Source organism: Paenibacillus sp. 1_12, from assembly GCF_900114475.1.
Lineage (GTDB): Bacteria > Bacillota > Bacilli > Paenibacillales > NBRC-103111 > Paenibacillus_S.
Genome location: NZ_FOTE01000022.1, coordinates 61,446 through 79,963, shown reverse-complemented (window position 1 = coordinate 79,963; position 18,518 = coordinate 61,446). Strand labels below are relative to the sequence as shown.

Genomic DNA, 18,518 nt, shown 5'->3' with positions numbered 1-18,518 from the left:
TGAACTGTAACCTCAATCATGGACAGTGTTAAAAAAACGGTATTGAAGCCTTAAGCAGCTAGGAGATGACTTCTGAATTCATCAGGAGTCATCTTTTTTAGTGTCCACTGATAGCGTTCTGAATTGTAGTGGATCACATACTCATTGACCCGTAGCCGCAGCTCTTTAATAGATTTACAGTCCTTGTAGTCAAGCTCGTCCTTCATATGACCAAAGAACGTCTCCATGGACGCATTATCCCAGCAGTTCCCTTTACGAGACATCGACTGCTTAAACCCAGCTTCGGCGATGAGGAGGCGGGTTTTCGGGTGCGTATAGTGCATACCCTGGTCAGAATGGAAGATGGCATCTGGATGAATATTTCCATCCAATCGTTTGAGTAGGTGAGCCATTGTCCGTTCAACCAAGGATAGCTCCAACGTTGAAGATAGATAGTGTGCCAGAATCTGCTTCGTAGCACCGTCCTTCACACAAGAAAGATATGCCCACTGACCGCTACCATAGCGCATGTATGTGATGTCTGTAAGGAGGACTTTCTCTGGTTCTCCTTGATCAAACTGACGCTCCAGGAGATTAGAACATGTACGATGTTCTTGCGTTGCTTTAGCCATTTTGCGATAGGGATTGGTTTGACGGATCGTAGCTACTAGCCCAAACTTGCGCATGATACGACGAATCTTTTTATGATTCATGACAATGCCATTCAATCTCTCCAGCCTCATTTTGATAACCAATGCGCCTGCTTTCCCATTCAACGCTTCAAAATGCTCCCTAATAAGCTGAAAGTCGTATTGATCGGCTGTCTCTCGCAATTGACGCGACTCTTCAGCGTTACACCAACGGTAATAGCCACTTGCACTTACTCCGGCAATCTGACAGAGGTAACGTGTTAAACGTCGTAAGTCATGCTTACGAATCGTTTGATGAATGAGCTGAAAGCGCTCGGAAGGTTTCAACTCCTTACTTTTTCGCCTTTCGAGCGCTTCTAGCTTTTTTAATAGCTCGTTCTCCGCTTCGAGGAGTTTAATCCGAGCTTCTGCTTGTTGCAGCTGCTCTTCCGCTGATGATTCCGTTTTTGATCGTCTACCCGTACTTCCAAGGCCTCGGCGCTCTTCTAACAAGCCAGCCTCACCGTACTTAGCGTAGGTCTCTCTCCAGCGATAGAGGTTTTCTGTAGGTGTTCTCTGGCCAACGAGCTCGATACTAAAGCCTGCTTTCAAAAAAATCTCCATTGGCGGCTCTCCTGCCTGGTTAGCTTGCACTGCTGCGAGTTTAAAAGCTGGAGCATACGAGATGTTTCTCCCCGATACGCGGCTGACGTTCGGATTGGACTCCAATAGCCTGATCTCTGTTTCAGTAAATCCTGTTCTGATTTTCCTCATGATGTTCATTCCCCATATATTCTCGATAGTATGATTAAAGCACAAAAACCCGTAAGAGGTCACTTTTTTCAAGTGTCCATCTTACGGGTTACAGTTCACCCTCGTATTGTGGTTTTCTTTTTGCCCTTTGCCGCGCTAAGGACAACATGAAAATCGTAAAAATGATACCCGCGGCGGGAAATCGTCTGGGGTAAAAAGTAATACCAATTATCTGGAATGGTTCTCAGGGCACCCAGAATATCCGAGATTCATCCAAATTAAGAGGGAAATATAAACTATTGGTTCATCTTGAGGGATTCTTAGATTGAATCGTGGGTGTTAACCACAAGTGATAAGCAGACTCTAAAACAAATAACTCTTGCTTGATACTGCAAGAGCTATTTATTTTGGGCAAGCCACCTGATGGACCGGAACTTTAGCCTAGGCCACAAGTTCATCACGCTTACCTACGAGAAGCCGGACGTGACGCTGGATGAAGCGGCGAAGGACTATGAGAACTGGGTGAAGCGGATGCGTGAGCGGTACGGGGATTTTAAGTATCTCGCCGTCCGTTCCTTTCAGCAGCGCGGCACGCTTCACTTCCACCTGCTCACCGATCTGCCGAATATTCCAAGAGCGGAACTGGCGGATGGAACGTTTCGGGATATCTGGGCGCTGGGGAGCGTCGAATTGAAGCGCATCTACAGCCTGCGATGGTGGAGCGCCGGAATAAGCTGAAGCTCGACATGATTAAGAATCTGCGGGATTTTAAGGCGGATGAACGTTCGTATGGGAAGCGCTTGTTTCTCCAGAGTAAGAACCTGATTATGCCGAGGACGGTGAAGGGCGATTTTCACGAGATGATGGCGAAGTTGAAGGAAAGCGAGTATGTACCGAAACTGATGGAATCCCGCCACTTTCCTGTGGATTATCTGAACTATATCCAACTCGAAACCTACCACCTGACAAAATAAAGATCATCTTTATAACGTTACCGAGTTAAAGCCTATGAGACACCTGTCCCGGCTGTGGAGTGTCCCTCGAATTCTCTTGAACCCATTGCCGTAAAAATTCGTAATGAAATTCGTAATGAAGAATACTAAATTAAGAGAACAGCACAGCAGTGGGAACGGAAACTTTTGATTCTATGCGGTTCTAAGTGACTATAACAGAAGGCATGATAATACGGTGGGTTCCCGCATACGACACACATAGGCTGTAGACATCTCGTCTACAGCCTCAAGCAAAAAACAAATTAAAAAATATTCATGTCTACAATCCGTCTACAAATCAGCCCTTAGAGCAGCAAAAAACCCGCTAAGTTAGCGGGTTTTTCTGATGGAGACGAACCGCTGTGTGGCAAATCCACAATTCGTCGGCGCTTGATGGTCAGGATTTTTAGTGACGCTGCTTAGTATGAACTATTATTTGCTTTTATTTTTCGTTGAATGTCTGCTCTTAAAGAATGTATTCGCCGTTTCGAACCAGGTAACTTCTCAATCTGATATGTTAATTCTAAAGCACGATCCAAGTCTCTCCCCCACTGATATAAGTTTTGTGCCTGGGAAGTTAGTGTTAACTGTTTTTGTTTTGGATTATTTTGTTCAATAATTTCCAAAGCACGTGTATAGTACTTATCCGCTGCAGGGTATTGGCCTAATTTACTTTGACAGAATGCCATCATATGTAAACAATATGGATCTTTCTCATTTAATGAAAGGGCAATTGCTAATTTATCAACCGCTTCCCTCCAGTTCCCCTCTTGTTTAAGTGCCTGTCCCCAAATTTTCCATACAACAGAATCTTTCGAAGTTGGTCTCTCAATTAATCGTGTTGCCCGGTCAAAGTAGACATACGCATGTCCAGAATTGCCAGCATTTAATTCGGAGGTAGCCCTAGTGTAAAATAAATATGGACTCTTATCGTAATATGCCTCCGCTTGTTCAAAGAACTCTCTCCCCTTTTCATAATTACCAGCTGCATATTCCTCCGCTGCAGCCTTTGCTAGTCCAACAGCTAGTTGTTCTGCTTCATTGCGACCGTGAAACAGACTTTGAAGGTAGTCTACAATTGTATTAGCATCACGTTGACGATATTGCATTTCTCTCAACTTAGTACGAACGGTCGTTACATAGTCACCCATTGACATCAGTTCTTGGTATGCAAAAGAGGCTGTTATTGGAAGAACCGTAAATGTCGAACCAGTTTCAGATTCATTTCTTATAAAGAATGAACTTTGCACAAGACCATTAATAGCTTTATTTGTTCTATCTCTACCCCATTCAGTTAGGTGCATATACTGTTCCAAATTAAATGATTCATCAGGGACAAGTGCAGATAACTTTAAAATTAATCTTTGGTCATCTGATAGAAGATTAAACATATTTCTAAAACTAAACTCAAGTATCTGCTCAGGAATTTCTGGTACTTCTCCATTAATATTACTAAGGAAGGCAGTTGAGTTTTGCAACCTAATTTGTCCAATTAACCAGATAATAGCTAATGGCAGCCCTCCTGAAATTTTCGTAACTCTATCACGATCATGTTCATCAACAGTATAGGGTATTTGATATTCTTCAATCAATTTATTGACTAATACACGAGAATTTGTGGTGTTGAGTCCTTCTAACTTAATACGATCTTCACCAGTTTCTGGTTGACGGCGTGAGGTCACTAAAGCCCTTGTTGGATTAGGTAAATTTTTAAGAAATTCAAACACACGTGAATCATCCACTGTCTCCAAATTATCCAAAAAAATTAAAGATTCAGTCATTTCTAGAAGCTGCTTGACAACCTCGATACGTTCATTCAATGGAAGTTTTAATTCCTCACTAAATCCATTAGCTTCTAAAACTGCGTCCACCACCGAATCTATTCCAACTAACTCAGGTTTTAGAGGCATTATCTTACTTGGTGTTAGTTCTCTATTTTTGGCGGTTACAGAGATTATCGATTCAAATCTATTACTTTTATAAAGTTCCCATACAATTTCTGAAGCGAGTGCTGTTTTACCAACTCCACCTAATCCCTCAATAGATGTAATCCACCATCTATTTTTAGAATCCAAACTTTGTAGCACTCTTTCCTTATACTCTTCTCGACCAACTAACGGCTCAGGTTTAGGCGGTAGCCTGAAACCATACTCAACAATCTCCCAACCTGTAGAATCAGAATTGCTAGTTATTAATGTTGTCTCTTTATTCCATAGTTGCTCAAATTGGATGTCATTGGTAACCCGTTTGCTTGAGTCACCAATACGAACGAATATATCACCTTGTCTAAAATACAAATCCCTACCAACCTGTGGTCCGTTGCTTTGAATAATAACAGGTCTTCCCTGCCTAGGCGGGATATAAATAAGACCTAATGGTTGTGGACATCCGTTAATCCTGCAAATTCTATATGTCACACTGAATCTTTCACCTACGTATGAGTGTATCGCGTTATTAATTTGTGTCTGATCAATAGCCCTTAGTATCGATTCTTCTACACCTAATACTTTCCAGGTTTTGTCTTTTACTCCAACAAGGATATATCCTCCATCTGTATTATGAAATGCAGTACAGTCTCTAGCCAGTTCGGCTTTTCCTGCTGCATCAAGCAACATTATTTCCTTATAATCCCACAACATACTTTCAAATCTTTTCTTTGATAGCTCGTCAGCTAAAGCATCATCTAATCTACCATTTCGTATTGCTTGCAAAATCAATTCCAAAGTCTTAACCTCCTAAATCATTAGACCTAATTTATTACTATTTTATAGTATTTGGTAAATGTTGGCTATAAATATTTTAGTATTTTCAAGAGTCTCCAGACAGCTTAAATATGTGTGGAAAGCACCTTTCCATTCATAATTTTGCTGACATTCCCTCGTCGCCGTCTTTGAATGTTATATCCAAATCCTGATGATTGATTTCAAACCTAACCTCTGAACATCCCAAATAAGCGACCGTACCGTCAGAGCTTTACAATCTCAATCATAAAATTAAAGGATTTACTAATAAAAGACTGGAAACCTTAGGGTATTCTCAGATACACCTGAATTTCAAGGAGGAACGATTCCCTCCGCGCTCACTTGAGCAAGGGAAGTTGCCGAGCTGTTCTATCTCCGGCTTAAAGACCCCTTCCTAACGCTAGAGCTAAACCTCGGATCGCCCTGAAAGGTCACGACGAGGAGTATAAGCTTCCAGAATCCCAAGACCATCAAAGACCATCTAGGCCGAATCCCGACGAACTCGATAAATGGTTCTATGTAAGATGAACAAAAGAAACACACAGCCCGACCGTAGAAAGCGGACCCTTCTGGAGAAACGAAGTGTTCGCCTTTGCAGACGGATTCTTACCCCTATGGGGCTCAGAATACCAAGAATCTGGCTGCAACAGCGATTGGAAGAAGGGTCTGCTTCTCAGCGCCTTTTTGCTGTCATGATGTTTAGTTCATCTTATATAACCCCTAATTGTCCCTAAAAAAGCGACCGAAGCGTCATTAACGCAGCCGTCAGTACCGTCGCTATTTTTTGATTCAACCGTGTCGAACGTAAGCGTCTAATAAGATAGTGTATTGAAAAAGAAAAACCCATGGTTCATGAAGACCCACAGGCTCTACGTTATTTACAATGTTGTTGAACTGCCGGATTCCATGGAAGGTACGCATCAAGGAGCTCCGGCTGCTGACGAAATGCAACCGCTGGTAACTGTTGCAACAGATAGACTAGATATTTGTAGGGGCTCAATCCTTTTGCCTTTGCTGTCTCTACGATGCTGTAGATCGCCGCACTTGCGGTTGCACCCCGTGGACTACCGCTGAATAGCCAGTTTTTACGTCCTACTGTAAAGGGACGAATGCTGTTCTCAGCTAGATTGTTCGAGATCACACAGTTCCCATCTTGTAAGTAATTCATCAACTCTTGCTTATGGTTACGCGCATACTTCAGCGCTTCGCCTAGCTTGGATTTGGGAAGCACCTTGCCTTTGGCCGTTTCTACCCATGACCAAAAAGCATCGAGTACAGGCCTTTCCTGCACCAGACGTTGTTCCTTTCGCTCTTCAGGAGGATGTGAGGCAAACTGTGCCTCCAGCTCAAAAAGCTTGTTGCAATAGGCGACCCCAACACTTGCAAGGGTCCCTTCCGGATGCTTCGCCTCCGGTGGTAATGCCTCGACAAACTTACGCCGAAGATGTGCCCAGCATAGGCAAGATGTCGTCCCTGCTAGATTCGTATAGCCGGAGTAGGCATCGCTGTGCAAATATCCCTTGAACCCTTTCAGGAACGCTTGTGGGTACTTCGCCCCTCGTCCTGGTTGGTACTCAAAGAGCCGTATGGGATGTGCACTACGCTGCCCACTGCTGTAGATCCACATGTAGGAGGGGGTCGTGTTCTTCCGTCCCTTCTCATTCATCACCTGTAAGGGCGTCTCATCCGCATGCAGATATCGCTCTTGTACAAGCAGCTCATGCAGTCGATTCACCAGCGGCTTCATCCAGTCTCTCGTGGCCGCGATCATCCAGTTCGCCATCGTGGCCCGACTCAGGTCAAGGCCGATGCTCTTCCATTCCTTCTCCTGGCGGTACAGTGGCATGCTGTTCACAAACTTCTGGTACATCACCCATGCCACCGAGGAAGCTGAGGCCATCGAATGCTGGATGACAGGCGTTGGCGTCGTTGCCTTTTTCATCTGAGGCTTGTCCTCTTTCCGACAGGCCCGGCACTCTAAGGTTTCCCTGTAGATATCAATGGCTTGCACGCGGGCAGGGATAAACTCCACTTCCGTACGCACAAACTCTTCCCCCACCCAGACAAGCTCGCTGTGGCATACGTCACAACAACGGTCCTGAACCTGGCAAAGTTGCTTCTCATGCGGAAGATCCTGAAGGAGTTCTGATCGTTCACCAACCTGCTTCTTCCGCTGGTAGCTTTGGATCTGCTCGATGGTTGGCTCCGGTGCAGTGCGTGAAGCAGCTGTCTCTGCCTCATCAAATAAAGACAGTTGCTCCACACCTATGGGGAGGGAAGCCGTTTTCTCGGAGCTTTTGCCGTACAGCTTCTGCGTTAGAAATTGCACGGTTTCCTGTAGCCGTTTATTCTCTTTTTCCAGGTCGCCGATGCGATGCTCCATCTTTTGTAGCTGTTCCAAGGGGCTCATGAGATACCGTTCCTTCACTGTCTTCTATGCCTATCATTATACCATAGAATTGTGTAAAAACCCAGATTTTATAAGAGTTTTCGGCTCTGCTTTGACCTACATGGAAGGAGTGAAGCCCAGCTTTTTGACCGCTTTCGGCTGATGGATCGACAGTCCCTCTAGCAACCATCGAAACTCCTGTGGCGTGATCGAGCGTACGGCCTCCGCATCCATGGGCCACTGGTATTGGCCGGATTCCAGTCGTTTATACAACAGGACGAATCCATCGCTTTCCCAGTACAAGGCTTTCATCCGATCGCGCTTGCGACCGCAGAACAGAAACAAATGATTCTGAAACGGGTTCAACTGTAGCTGGTGTTGCACCAAGTGAATAAGACCGTCAATGGATTTTCGCATATCCGTATAGCCACAGGCGATATACAGCTGTTCAGCCTTAGAGATATCACCGAACATACTGCAGGATGCGAAGCGTCTGTTCAAGAAGTGCAGTAGACGCATGCGGATGAATTTCAATCGTAACGGCATCCGTACGAAGGATGATGGCCGCTTGCTCCTGACTCACTTCGGGACGTGGAGAGTTCATCCGCAATGAGGAAGGGACAGGGACCAGAGTCGATTGATTCGGGGAAGAGAAGGCAGGGAGAGATTCACAAGTAGTTTCACGGATTTTTCGAAGCCAGTAGTAATAGCTTTTCACATTGACTTCGTGATCGGCACACCAGCGCACCACGGTCTGACCACTGGAACGGCAGTCACGAATGATCTCGATCCACTGCTGGAGTCGATAGCGATTCCTCATTTCTACAGTTTGCAATTGGACACACTCCCATTAGAGTTTTTCGAGTAGAGTCGAAAAACTCCAACGACTTACTCTAACGGAATTGTCTCAAAGTCTAGACTGGTTTGGAATACACCTTCTTATTAGACGCTTACTGTCGAACCCCTGTCCCCAAAAGCGGCTTAAACCCTTGATGGGACAGGGATTCAGGATTCTGAACCGTTGTGTGGTAAATCCACAATCCGCCGCCGCGTGATGTTGAGGATTTTTGGGGAGGTGGCATAGATCTTGCAACATCTGGCGTCCTCTCTTAGAAAAAAAACGACCCCTCCCAATAGCCATGAGCCTAACTCTTATTCAGCTATCGTACCCGATAGCGTAACAGCATCTGTTATTCTTCATTAGTTCTTAAAAATAAATAGTTCTAACTGAGCTGAATTGGTTCCCTTCAAGTAATATTGACTCCTTAGATACAGTTATCTTATTATTCAACCACTCTATGAAGGCCGATGATCTATAACTAACCCCCCATTTACTTCCGTCTTTATAAATCCAATATTGATGATCTATTTCTTTATTGTATAACCAGTCAAGAAACTCTCTCTGTAATTGTTCAATCTGTTCCTCCAGTTCATCGGCAATATCAATAAACTCCTCATGCATTCCAAAGTCAATCTTTACAATCATACTAATTGGCTCCATTTCTAGCTATCGAAATTATGTTTAAAAATTACATTAGCCACTCGCTCTAATTTGAAACTCCAAACGATATTTCAAATAATCTTTCACCTTCAAGACAATACTATCATGCCTCTTAGCTTGCTGCCGTGGCAATCTGTTCAGTAATAATTTTTCAGCTCTCTGTTTCCGTTAGTTTAATTCTCATAAAAATCAACCAAGCGCCAGAGACATTTCCACTTTGAGTATAACAACGAGAACCCCTAAATTGTCCCCAAAAAAGCGACGGTAGCGACCGGAGCGTCACAAAACGCAGCCGTCCGTACCGTCGCTATTTTTGATTCAACCGAGTCGAACCCCTGTCCCCAAAAGCGGCTTAAACCCTTGCTGGGAAAGGGATTCAGGATTCTGAGCCGCTGTGTGGCAAATCCACAATTCGTCGCCGCGTAATGCTGAGGATTTTTGGGGAAGCAGCATAGACATTCAACAAGCTGGCCGTCCTCTCATCGAAACAATGCCTCATCCGGCTAGCCATGAGGCTAACTATTCAACTCGTACCTGTTAGTTGAATCTTTACTAAATTATATTTTCTTCATCAAACGCTTTTTGAACCCTCTCTGGTCAGTTGAATAACCAATTGCCTCGTAAAATTGATGTGAAGGTTCACGTTTGCTTTCAGATACAAGAATGACATAATTGCACTGCTTCTTTTGACCAAAATCTTCAAGTGCTTGCATCAGCAACCTTCCTACTCCCTGACCTTGATATTGCGGTAAAACGACCACGTTCTCTATCAACATAAAGGGATTGCAATCCCCAACCAAGTCGTAACAAATAATCCCCATTGAAGTACCAATGACTTTACTTCCCTCACAAGCTACTACAACGTAATAGTTAGGATCATTAGATATTACTTCAATCTGTTTTTTCATTGCTGTTAAATTTGACTCTTTAGCAATAAAATCAATGAACAATTCAGATAGTTCAGCTATATCAGTAATTTCTACCTTTCTAACCGTAATCGGTTTCATAGTGACCACCTCCAGTGATAACTAATATATTACCTCATAATGGATATGTTATTTTGCACATTCCTGCTCGTTAGTTTAGTTCCATCTAAAAATCAACTAAGCTCCAGAGACATTTCCACTTTGAGTATAACAACGAGAACCCCTAATTGTCCCTAAAAAAGCGACGGTAGCGACTGGAGCGTCATAAATCACAGCCGTCAATACCGTCGCTATTTTTGATTCAACCGTGTCGAACCCCTGTCCCTAAAAGCGGCTTAAACCCTTGCAGGGAAAGGGATTCAGAATTCTGAACCGTTGTGTGGCAAATCCACAATTCGTCGCCGATTGATGGCCAAGATTTTTGGTGAGGCTGCTTAAAATTCAGGTAATCCCTCCTCATTGCACCTTTTCTAATAATAATTCATCTTCGATTTCATCTGACTCATCAAAAATGCTTGAAAGAAAATTAGTTGCTTCATCTTGTTCGTAACAGATCCCAACAGCTTGCCTTAGGAACTCAACAGAATATTCAGAACTATCATTAAAGGGTATGTATTGTTTTAATACTGACGTGTAGAGTGCATATCCTGGCTTATCACATTTTCCATTTTCCCAATTCAATAACGTCCATGCTTCTTCTAAATTATCTAACCTTTTTATTTTAACAATTGCGCCGATTAATGAAAAAATAAGCTTGTATTTTAAAATATCATTTAGAAGGAATCTCCCTAAGTTCTTTTCATTTTTTATGATTATCTTTGTCGAGTATTCTAAAAAGATATAAACCATTACTATTTTACAGAACAAAGTCTCAGTATCATAATCCTCGGAATACTCATCTAAACCTTCTGAGATAAAAAAAGTATGTAGATATTCTGTGTTTCTCAAGCTCTGCAATGCAGCTATTAATTCTGAATTGCAATATTTCAAATTCCCTTCTATATGGGGAATCATTATTTTACTGAAGAAGTAAGTTTCATTCATTCCAAAGTGATTTTTTGTTTCATCATCCTCATCAGGATTAAGTGCGTTATGATTAATAAAACTACATACTTGTAGCAGTACTGGAGAAATAAAGTTTTGAAAAACTTCATAAGAATACTTTTGTTCCTCCCTTTTTGATGTGAATTGATGGGTCAATAACGCACCAGCAAATATACCAATAAATCCCATTAACGGAGCTAAAACAATTGTCCAGTTCAACTAGGTTTCTCTCCTATCAGGGGCCCTAAGTAAGCCAATTCATTTTACAAAACATGCTGCAACTTCAGTTTCATTTCTCTCGCGAGAAACATCTCTAAAAATCGATCAAACTCCAGAATTGTTCACTACGAGTATAACAACGAGGCCCTGATTGTCCCTAAAAAAGCGACGGTAGGGACCGGAGCATCACAAAACACAGCCGTTCGTACCGTTGCTATTTTGGAAACACTTTCAATCATCAAGCAAGTTGAACCCCTTTCCAACCATTAAGTTGTGGTTTTGCATGGACACGGGTTCAGAAAACTGAACCGTTGTGTGGCAAATCCACTTTCGCAGGCGTATGATGCTGAGAATTTTTGGGGAGGCGGCATAGGTCTTAGAAAGCTTAATCATGACTTTCCTTATATTGCGGCCTTTCCCCTTGCGACAGCAACTAACCAACCATTCGCAGTAAGTTGTATTGTCTTTCTCCTATTATCAGTTTCATCTCTTGTCGAAGTGACTAGTTGATTGTCTTCTAGAGTTTTAATATGAGGTCTCATTGCTTCAAGGCTATTAAACCCATATATTTCAAATTCACTCGGTGCCGATAAGCCATCATTCTCCACAAGTTGGTCAAATACCCTCCAACTTCTTTGAGGTATTTGCGGTTGAACAATATCAAGTAACTTTAAACATTCATTATTAATCCATTCATCGAAAAGCAAGCTTTTCCGCGTATCATCCTCGGGTTCTACTCCGATGTCTAAAATATGTTGACAATATGCATCAGCTTTACCTAAAGCATCCCTTAGATTTCCATTGAGTATCTTGTACAATTTCGCAAAATCATGAGTAGTCATAGGGATATAGCAAGCATCTGGATTTATGGCAAATGCCTTTTTCCGTGAATCAAGTATTTGATCAGCAACAGTAGAATCAATACCTTCAATTATTAGAGGTTCATGAAAATAACCATTAAGTCTAGGTGATGAAGCCACACTCCGCACAATACCAGCAGACCCACATAAAACCCAGCGTATCCCTCGTGTTGTTAATATTAAATCTCTTAGTTCTTCCAGTAATCTTTTAGCAGCAGTTGAAGTCTGTAATAGCTCTAAATTGTCTATAAGGCATACAATACCGCCGCTACTGCCGTCCGGCCAAATATCTTCTAACCATTCCTTAATCATATTTGGCAGACCACTTCTATCAAAACCTTCCGCTGAATTCGCCTGAAACGTTCTACCAATATTAGCACTCCCGCCAAAAATACCTCCACCCAATTGAAAGCCTTGAATTATTGGTGAATTCAACCACTTATTTAAAGAGTCTGTATTAGGCAGATCGATACCACTTTCGCGAATTTCCTTAGCTTTCTCAATTAATGTCTGTGCGATAGCCATATAAACCTCAGCAATAAAATCGGATGCGTTTTTTGTAGCACTTAATTGAAATGTACTCTTACATAGGATTATCAAGTCACTGGTACGATTTGCAATATAATCTTGATAAGCTCTGTGAACGGAAACGTTGATAAGACTTGTTTTCCCTACCCCATTCTGACCTTCTAGAGTTACCCATTTCGGTGCATTACGTAACCTTCGAGATAGCATACCTAATTCTCTATCTCGACCAACTAGCAATTCCGCACCTCTCTCATTGGGTGGAAGCGGAGATGGCGAAAAAGGAGTGTCTATAAAACCCCAATCAGAATATATACTCATTATCCCCAGTCCTTTTCTACATAGATATCTTCATTATAACGTCGCCACTAAAAAACTACCACTATTAACCATATCCATAAATAGTATAATAAATCAGACAGGGCTTGTCTTTATGCTTATAACAGCGAAATTTTTACAAGCTTAGTGATGTTGTCAAACGATATCACTTTATCAAAGAAATGTATTTTGCATCCACCTCAGGAATCGTTATTTGCCCACCCATGACAGACTTATATGTTTTTAGTCCTTTCACTGTTCCCCAAAGTCTAATAACATCATCTTCGAGTATTCGACTTTCTCCAGCTTTCTTTGTGAAATTCACATAAATTGTATCTTCCCAACCGAATTGATTCTGTGTGACATTGATTCTCAATTCAACATTGTTACCTGATTCTAATGTCTGAACGACCTGTCCGGTAAAGACGACCTTTTTTGTCTTATAGTCATCCGGGTTTCGAGCCATTTCCTTGTAGCCTACTTTTTGAACTGAGCTTTTGAACTGCTCTTCATCCAATCTTACTTGTTCAGCCGCTTTTGCTTTCCTTTCAGCCTCTTCTTGAGCGAGTTGTTCAACTTTCGCTTTCGCATCAGCTTCCGCTTTTGCCTTTGCTTCTGCTTCAAGTTTTGCCTTTTCCTCAGCTAGAGCTTTAGCATCTGCTTCCTTCTTGGCGACCTCTTCAGCCTTTGCCTTCTCAGCAGCTTCCTTTTTAGCCTTTTCATCCTCTACCTTCGCTTTGGCATCTGCTTCCTTCTTGGCGGCCACTTCAGTCTTTGTCATCTCAGCAGCTTCCCTTTTAGCCTTTTCATCTACTTCCTTTTTCGCTTTCTCCTCTACCTTCGTTTTTTCAACAGCATCTTTCTTGTCCTTATCTTCAGCATCTTTCTTAGCCTTTTCTTCAGCCTTAACCTTCTTCTCAGCATCTTTCTTTGTCTGCTCTACCTCTCTCTGAATTGCCATTGCGGCTCTTTCTTCGGCTGATAATTCTGGGGCGGTAGCTACAAAAGCAATAAAAAACACGATGAGCGCTAATCCACAATAAAGTAGAATCCGTTTTCTAGTTTTCTTTTCACTAGCTCCCCAAAATATTATAGTCTTTGGTTTAATCAATCCTATAAGCAAGGCAATGAATGTGAACAAGACAAGTAAAAAAAACAACATAAACAATCTTTTCATCTCCTCAAATAATTCTGAATTCATAGTATTTCTACAAATAAATCCAAATTCCTCCACAATACTTGTGGAAATGGTTACAAAGGCCTGCTACTTATAGCCCACGAAGGAGATGAAAATGAGATTTTTCCCAAATGAAAAACTGGAAGCCTTAGCGACCTTTGCAACGGTTGATTTGACATCTATACGGGTATGGAGTGATAACTCAATGACCATCGGCTCCTCCGACTGGATCGAATACTACGTTACGAAAAGGAAAAGAACAAACGGCCATTTGCTAGGCAGGCAAGATGGCTTCTATATTTACGTAAATCATATTGAAATACCAGGAAAACCAATAATTGAATCATAAGAGGGTGTAATGAAAATGACTGAAAGAACAGCTAATCAATTAAAAGAAATCGAGGGCAATGTGCTCCAATATTTAAAAGTTAAGCTAGAACACAACGGCGATATAATGAACGACCCTGAATCCTACGGTAACATATGGATCATGGCGCTCTCCATACCCCCCTATTCACACAATCTAAAAGAATCCTTACCCGCCTGCTTGGATGGGAGCCAAATACTCAATCCTGAGCAGGTTTTTCTCATTAGAGTGGTGCTACGGACGACCACCCTGCAAGGCAGCAACATCTATGTAGACGGCACAACTCTCTGCATAACAATAGATAGCGGCACAGAGAAGATAGAGATTCTAATGGAGGATGCGGTATTCTCCGATGCGCCAGAATTCCAAGGGGGACCCTTACCGAGCGCTATAAAGTGGATATCCGTTTTGTCGGAGCCTTGCTACCTACAGTTCAAGGACCCGTTTCTCACATCGGAGCAACGAATTGCTCTCAACGGTCACGATGAGGACTATATCCTCCCCGAGCCTAAAGACAAGCTACCCAATCCAGTACAAACCACTGATGATGATTTCGACAAATGGTTCTAACCCCCTAATCCCCCTAAAATAGCGTCGGTACAGTCCAAGCGTCACAATCCACGTTCGACAACAACAAATTTCCAATAGGAGTGATAATCATGTCCTTGACCCTAACTGAAAAAGAAAAACGTGCCATCGCAACTCTGATCCAAGAGCAGATTGAAAACCAGCTTTCCCGCTTCCCCTTCGCCAGATACCCCGTAGAGCCACTCGATGAATGGAAACGATCTTTCTGTGATCCTGCCTCCGTTCCCTCGGCAACTCTCAAGCAAGCAATCAGCTGGCACTTCGGAGGTTGGCATCGAAAGGAGCTGCCCTCCGCACACGGCAGGACGGTCATAGGCATTGTGAAGACGTGGCCTGAATTCATCCAAAGTGCATCCTTTGAGTCTGCACAGGCCTTCCGTTTCTGGGAAGGGAAACTCCCCAACTGGCAGAACGGATTCAATGCTACTGCCTTCCTTCTTCACCTGATGCGTCCCGATACCTTCGAGATTGCCGACCAGCACCGTATCCAAGCCATGTTGGAGCTACTCAAAGCAATCAACCATCAGGAAAGCGACCGCACCATTTCACGATCATTTCAAGACCTCGAATACTACTCCGACTTCTTCCGTGCCATCATGCCTAAGCTATCCTTCGGTCAAAAGAACCGCATCCAGCTAGACCGCTTCCTCAAAGCCTATGGCAATCGCCATTCTTATAAAAACGTCTCTGCAGCTTACAGAACACAGGAGCCAGAAATCAAGCATTTCTCTTGGAGTGATGCCGCGGCACAAAAATTCGACCTTTCCAAGATCACCCTGCGCTCAAATGCCGATGTTCTCTTCGCTTGCCTTCTTCTTTCATTGGACAAGCATCCGATCGAGGATAGCAAACTAACCGTCGATAATGTCATGGAGCGCCTTCCCCTCGGAACCGCCGGAATCTGCAACCCAGCCAGCTTCAATTACGCCATGATCGCCCTGTTCGGCAGCCAAAAAGGCAGAGATTACTTTGAATGGGAAAGCCCTGCACTTAGGGAGACCTTCACCGAACAGGCGAACCAATCCACGCGGGATATGAAATTTTATGCCAAGCATGCTGAACAGTCCATCACCCTCAATCCCAAGTACGTTCTAAAGAAGGGATAATTCCATGCATCAAAATAAAGACCCACCTGTCCAAGCAATGGATCTCAATTGCCAAAACATCGGAAACTTTGTACAACAAAAATACGATAACAAGGACGTGAACATATGTTTTTCTTAGGAGCCATCGCTCTACTAGCTTCGTCAGCCGCAACCGCTTCAACCGTTCTTACAGCATCCATACCAGTGATCGGTCCAGCCCTTGCTGCGGGACTAGCCACCACTGGCACGGCTGTTGCAGCTTCCGTAAGTACAGCGGCAGCTAGTGCCGGAATTGCAACGGCTACAGCTACTTCTGTGGGGACGATCGCCGGATCTACCGTAGTCATTGGCGGTAATGTTGCCGTTCAAAAAGCATACGGTGAAATTGGCAAGTCAACATCCCCTGAAACAAAGAATGGATACAAGCTGTAAATTGGTCCATAGCCCTGACCTTAGAGCGCATCTGCGCTCCCCTTTCCTACCTACCGTACCGTCGCTTTGTGCGGAACAAACCTGGGTTCCTCCTAATCGTAATCATTTCATAGAAAGGAAGTCGGCAACATGCAAAAGAGCATCTGCACACGCCTCACTGAAAAGGAGGAAGCTGCGCTGGAAACCGTAGAATCAAGTCAGCAGCTTTTGTCGATCTTAACCACCTACGTGGAAGCCCATGCTCACGATCTCGACAAAAAGGCCGCCTTCCGCATCGTACTTGCAGCGCATGATGTATTCTCCGATTCAGACCGCAAGCTGCTTGAAATCCGTCTAAGGCAGTCCTTTCTCAAAATCGAGCGAACAGCACCATGAGAAAATAAAAGGAACGGGCACCATCGGCAAACACTGCCTTCGGCCCGTTCCTCCATTCAATTAGCTCTTTTTGGACTGCTCCTCATCGTAAGTGGCAAGGATATTTTTCGTCACTTGATGAACCATTCGCACTTCGCCTATGCTGCGCTCCAATAAGAGCGATTTGTGCGCTTCTATCAACTGAGTCTTTTCGATTAGATCATTCTCTGCGTCTAATTCCCCGAAGCGAAACGCCTCCATTTCATCTACTCCAACGCCTCCATGATTTTCCCAAACGTTCTGAGCGTAAATATTTCGCTGTCCGCGTTTTACGGCCAGAAGGTACGTATCCTGCAAATTGGCCCGATCTCCAACCTCCGCCTGCCAAGCCCACGGATTAAATTTTCTTAGATGGAGTCATCCACTGTTAGGAAGGCTACCTTGATGGGTGCAAAAAAATTGTTGAAACCTTCGACAACCTAATTAGAACCTAAACTAGATGAAATCCCAAATATAGAATATTAAACTTGTAGAAATGTTAATTATTCCACAAAATGGTTTAATGTATTTCATTATGTCGAAACATGTAATATACTGGTGTGGCCTGCGTTTTAGTACTTTGGTATCATTTATTTATTCGTATAAATCGAGTGAAGGGGTATGAACTACTTATGTTTACTTCTGTTTACTTCTATTGACAACGCTATTGCTATGTATAATTACCTATCTTAGCTAAAGTTTGAATCATTTAAAGTCTTAAAATTATAGGTGTAGATATGATTAACATTATTAGACCAAGAGGTTCGTGAAAATCATCAAAAAGGTTGTGTAAAATGAATAGAATTATGGAAATATTTTGGTCCATGGTCGTTATCCTTGCAATCATTCTATATTCATGGATGGGATTGACAGATTTAGATAAGGTTTATAACACCAAAGTAATCCTATCTTCTTTGTCTATCGTTGGGCATCAGGAGTTAATTGAAGAGATTCCTCGTCTTAACTTCCGAGCACTTAATGATAGACAGCAAAAGGCGGTGCTGGTCGGCTTAATTGAGATGGGACTTTCCAATGCCAAGAGTATTGAGTCGGGCGATTCCAATACGAAAAGACTTTTAGCCACATCATTTGGTGAGACGGACATTCGGTACCACTTTAAATTGGCAACGGGGAATTTCGTACCAACAACTCTGGATCTCTCTACAAACTTCCTTTACAACTTTACCTATATTCTAAATACACCTGCAAAGCTAGTGCACAATTTAAAGACAAATTTTGAAATGATTAATGAACCAAGTATAGCAAAAGGAACTATCATCTCAAAGGCAGTATCTTGGATTTTTGTTACTTGGGATGTAATGCATGCGATTGTTGGAGTTGGTTTTGCCATTATCATGCTATTTTTCGGAAGCATCATTGGCTTATTGTTCCATCCTATACAGAGTATAGTCAACTTTCTCCCTTCACTTTGGCTGATGCTTGTTTCTATTTGGCATGCTGTGGCCAATTTTTCCAATTTGAGTAAATAATCTTGACTATCTCATCAAATCGCAAATTATATTTACAGACCCCTCATGTCAAGAGTCATGCTTATACCGTAGATAAAATGCTACAAAGCGACATTCTAAAAGAATAAATA

The 18,518-nt window shown here is 42.8% G+C and carries 18 protein-coding genes; 7 read left to right on the top strand and 11 right to left on the bottom strand.

Annotated elements, in window-relative coordinates; translation table 11 throughout:
• Positions 1-50: 50 nt before the first annotated feature.
• Positions 51-1,382: an IS3 family transposase gene (locus tag BM210_RS29240; protein ID WP_091176013.1), complete on the bottom strand. Its 1,332-nt coding sequence runs from the start codon at positions 1,380-1,382 to the stop codon at positions 51-53.
• Between the two features lie 402 nt (positions 1,383-1,784).
• Between BM210_RS29240 and BM210_RS29235 the strand changes: the two genes are divergently transcribed.
• Complete coding sequence (locus BM210_RS29235; protein WP_091176011.1) at positions 1,785-2,099, top strand: rolling circle replication-associated protein; 315 nt, start codon at positions 1,785-1,787, stop codon at positions 2,097-2,099.
• A gap of 8 nt (positions 2,100-2,107) precedes the next feature.
• Positions 2,108-2,335, top strand: a complete 228-nt coding sequence (locus BM210_RS29230) for a hypothetical protein (protein WP_143101118.1) — start codon at positions 2,108-2,110, stop codon at positions 2,333-2,335.
• A gap of 437 nt (positions 2,336-2,772) precedes the next feature.
• Here the strand turns inward: BM210_RS29230 and BM210_RS29225 are convergent, their stop codons facing one another.
• The 9 genes from BM210_RS29225 to BM210_RS29185 form a co-directional block, all read right to left on the bottom strand.
• Entirely contained in the window at positions 2,773-5,076 is a 2,304-nt protein-coding gene (locus BM210_RS29225) for an RNA-binding domain-containing protein (RefSeq protein WP_091176008.1), read from the bottom strand.
• Positions 5,077-5,968: 892 nt separating this feature from the next.
• Positions 5,969-7,504, bottom strand: coding sequence for an IS66 family transposase (locus BM210_RS29220; protein ID WP_091176007.1), 1,536 nt, complete (start codon positions 7,502-7,504; stop codon positions 5,969-5,971).
• 96 nt (positions 7,505-7,600) lie between these two features.
• The gene (gene tnpB, locus BM210_RS29215; protein WP_177238066.1) at positions 7,601-7,984 is read right to left on the bottom strand and encodes an IS66 family insertion sequence element accessory protein TnpB; all 384 of its coding nucleotides are present in this window, start codon (positions 7,982-7,984) and stop codon (positions 7,601-7,603) included.
• A complete protein-coding gene (locus BM210_RS29210; protein WP_091176003.1) occupies positions 7,947-8,318 on the bottom strand; it encodes an IS66 family insertion sequence element accessory protein TnpA in 372 nt (123 codons plus the stop codon). The genes tnpB and BM210_RS29210 overlap by 38 nt, the downstream gene beginning before the upstream one ends.
• A gap of 372 nt (positions 8,319-8,690) precedes the next feature.
• A complete protein-coding gene (locus BM210_RS29205) occupies positions 8,691-8,969 on the bottom strand; it encodes a hypothetical protein (protein WP_091176001.1) in 279 nt (92 codons plus the stop codon).
• 572 nt (positions 8,970-9,541) lie between these two features.
• On the bottom strand, positions 9,542-9,991 hold the full coding sequence (locus BM210_RS29200; protein WP_091175999.1) for a GNAT family N-acetyltransferase: 450 nt from the start codon (positions 9,989-9,991) through the stop codon (positions 9,542-9,544).
• A 375-nt stretch (positions 9,992-10,366) separates the two neighbouring features.
• The gene (locus tag BM210_RS29195) at positions 10,367-11,173 is read right to left on the bottom strand and encodes a hypothetical protein (protein WP_091175997.1); all 807 of its coding nucleotides are present in this window, start codon (positions 11,171-11,173) and stop codon (positions 10,367-10,369) included.
• Between the two features lie 401 nt (positions 11,174-11,574).
• On the bottom strand, positions 11,575-12,879 hold the full coding sequence (locus tag BM210_RS29190) for a hypothetical protein (RefSeq protein WP_091175995.1): 1,305 nt from the start codon (positions 12,877-12,879) through the stop codon (positions 11,575-11,577).
• A 163-nt stretch (positions 12,880-13,042) separates the two neighbouring features.
• The gene (locus tag BM210_RS29185) at positions 13,043-14,077 is read right to left on the bottom strand and encodes a hypothetical protein (RefSeq protein ID WP_091175993.1); all 1,035 of its coding nucleotides are present in this window, start codon (positions 14,075-14,077) and stop codon (positions 13,043-13,045) included.
• A 334-nt stretch (positions 14,078-14,411) separates the two neighbouring features.
• Between BM210_RS29185 and BM210_RS29175 the strand changes: the two genes are divergently transcribed.
• From BM210_RS29175 to BM210_RS29160, 4 genes are all read left to right on the top strand, one after another.
• Entirely contained in the window at positions 14,412-14,990 is a 579-nt protein-coding gene (locus BM210_RS29175) for a hypothetical protein (protein ID WP_177238065.1), read from the top strand.
• Positions 14,991-15,079: 89 nt separating this feature from the next.
• On the top strand, positions 15,080-16,114 hold the full coding sequence (locus tag BM210_RS29170) for a hypothetical protein (RefSeq protein ID WP_091175990.1): 1,035 nt from the start codon (positions 15,080-15,082) through the stop codon (positions 16,112-16,114).
• A gap of 105 nt (positions 16,115-16,219) precedes the next feature.
• On the top strand, positions 16,220-16,525 hold the full coding sequence (locus BM210_RS29165; protein WP_091175989.1) for a hypothetical protein: 306 nt from the start codon (positions 16,220-16,222) through the stop codon (positions 16,523-16,525).
• 129 nt (positions 16,526-16,654) lie between these two features.
• Positions 16,655-16,900, top strand: coding sequence for a hypothetical protein (locus BM210_RS29160; RefSeq protein WP_091175987.1), 246 nt, complete (start codon positions 16,655-16,657; stop codon positions 16,898-16,900).
• 60 nt (positions 16,901-16,960) lie between these two features.
• Here BM210_RS29160 and BM210_RS29155 read toward each other — a convergent pair whose 3' ends face one another.
• Positions 16,961-17,236, bottom strand: coding sequence for a hypothetical protein (locus tag BM210_RS29155; protein ID WP_091175985.1), 276 nt, complete (start codon positions 17,234-17,236; stop codon positions 16,961-16,963).
• Positions 17,237-17,712: 476 nt separating this feature from the next.
• Between BM210_RS29155 and BM210_RS29150 the strand changes: the two genes are divergently transcribed.
• Entirely contained in the window at positions 17,713-18,408 is a 696-nt protein-coding gene (locus BM210_RS29150; RefSeq protein ID WP_091175984.1) for a hypothetical protein, read from the top strand.
• Positions 18,409-18,518 lie beyond the last annotated feature (110 nt).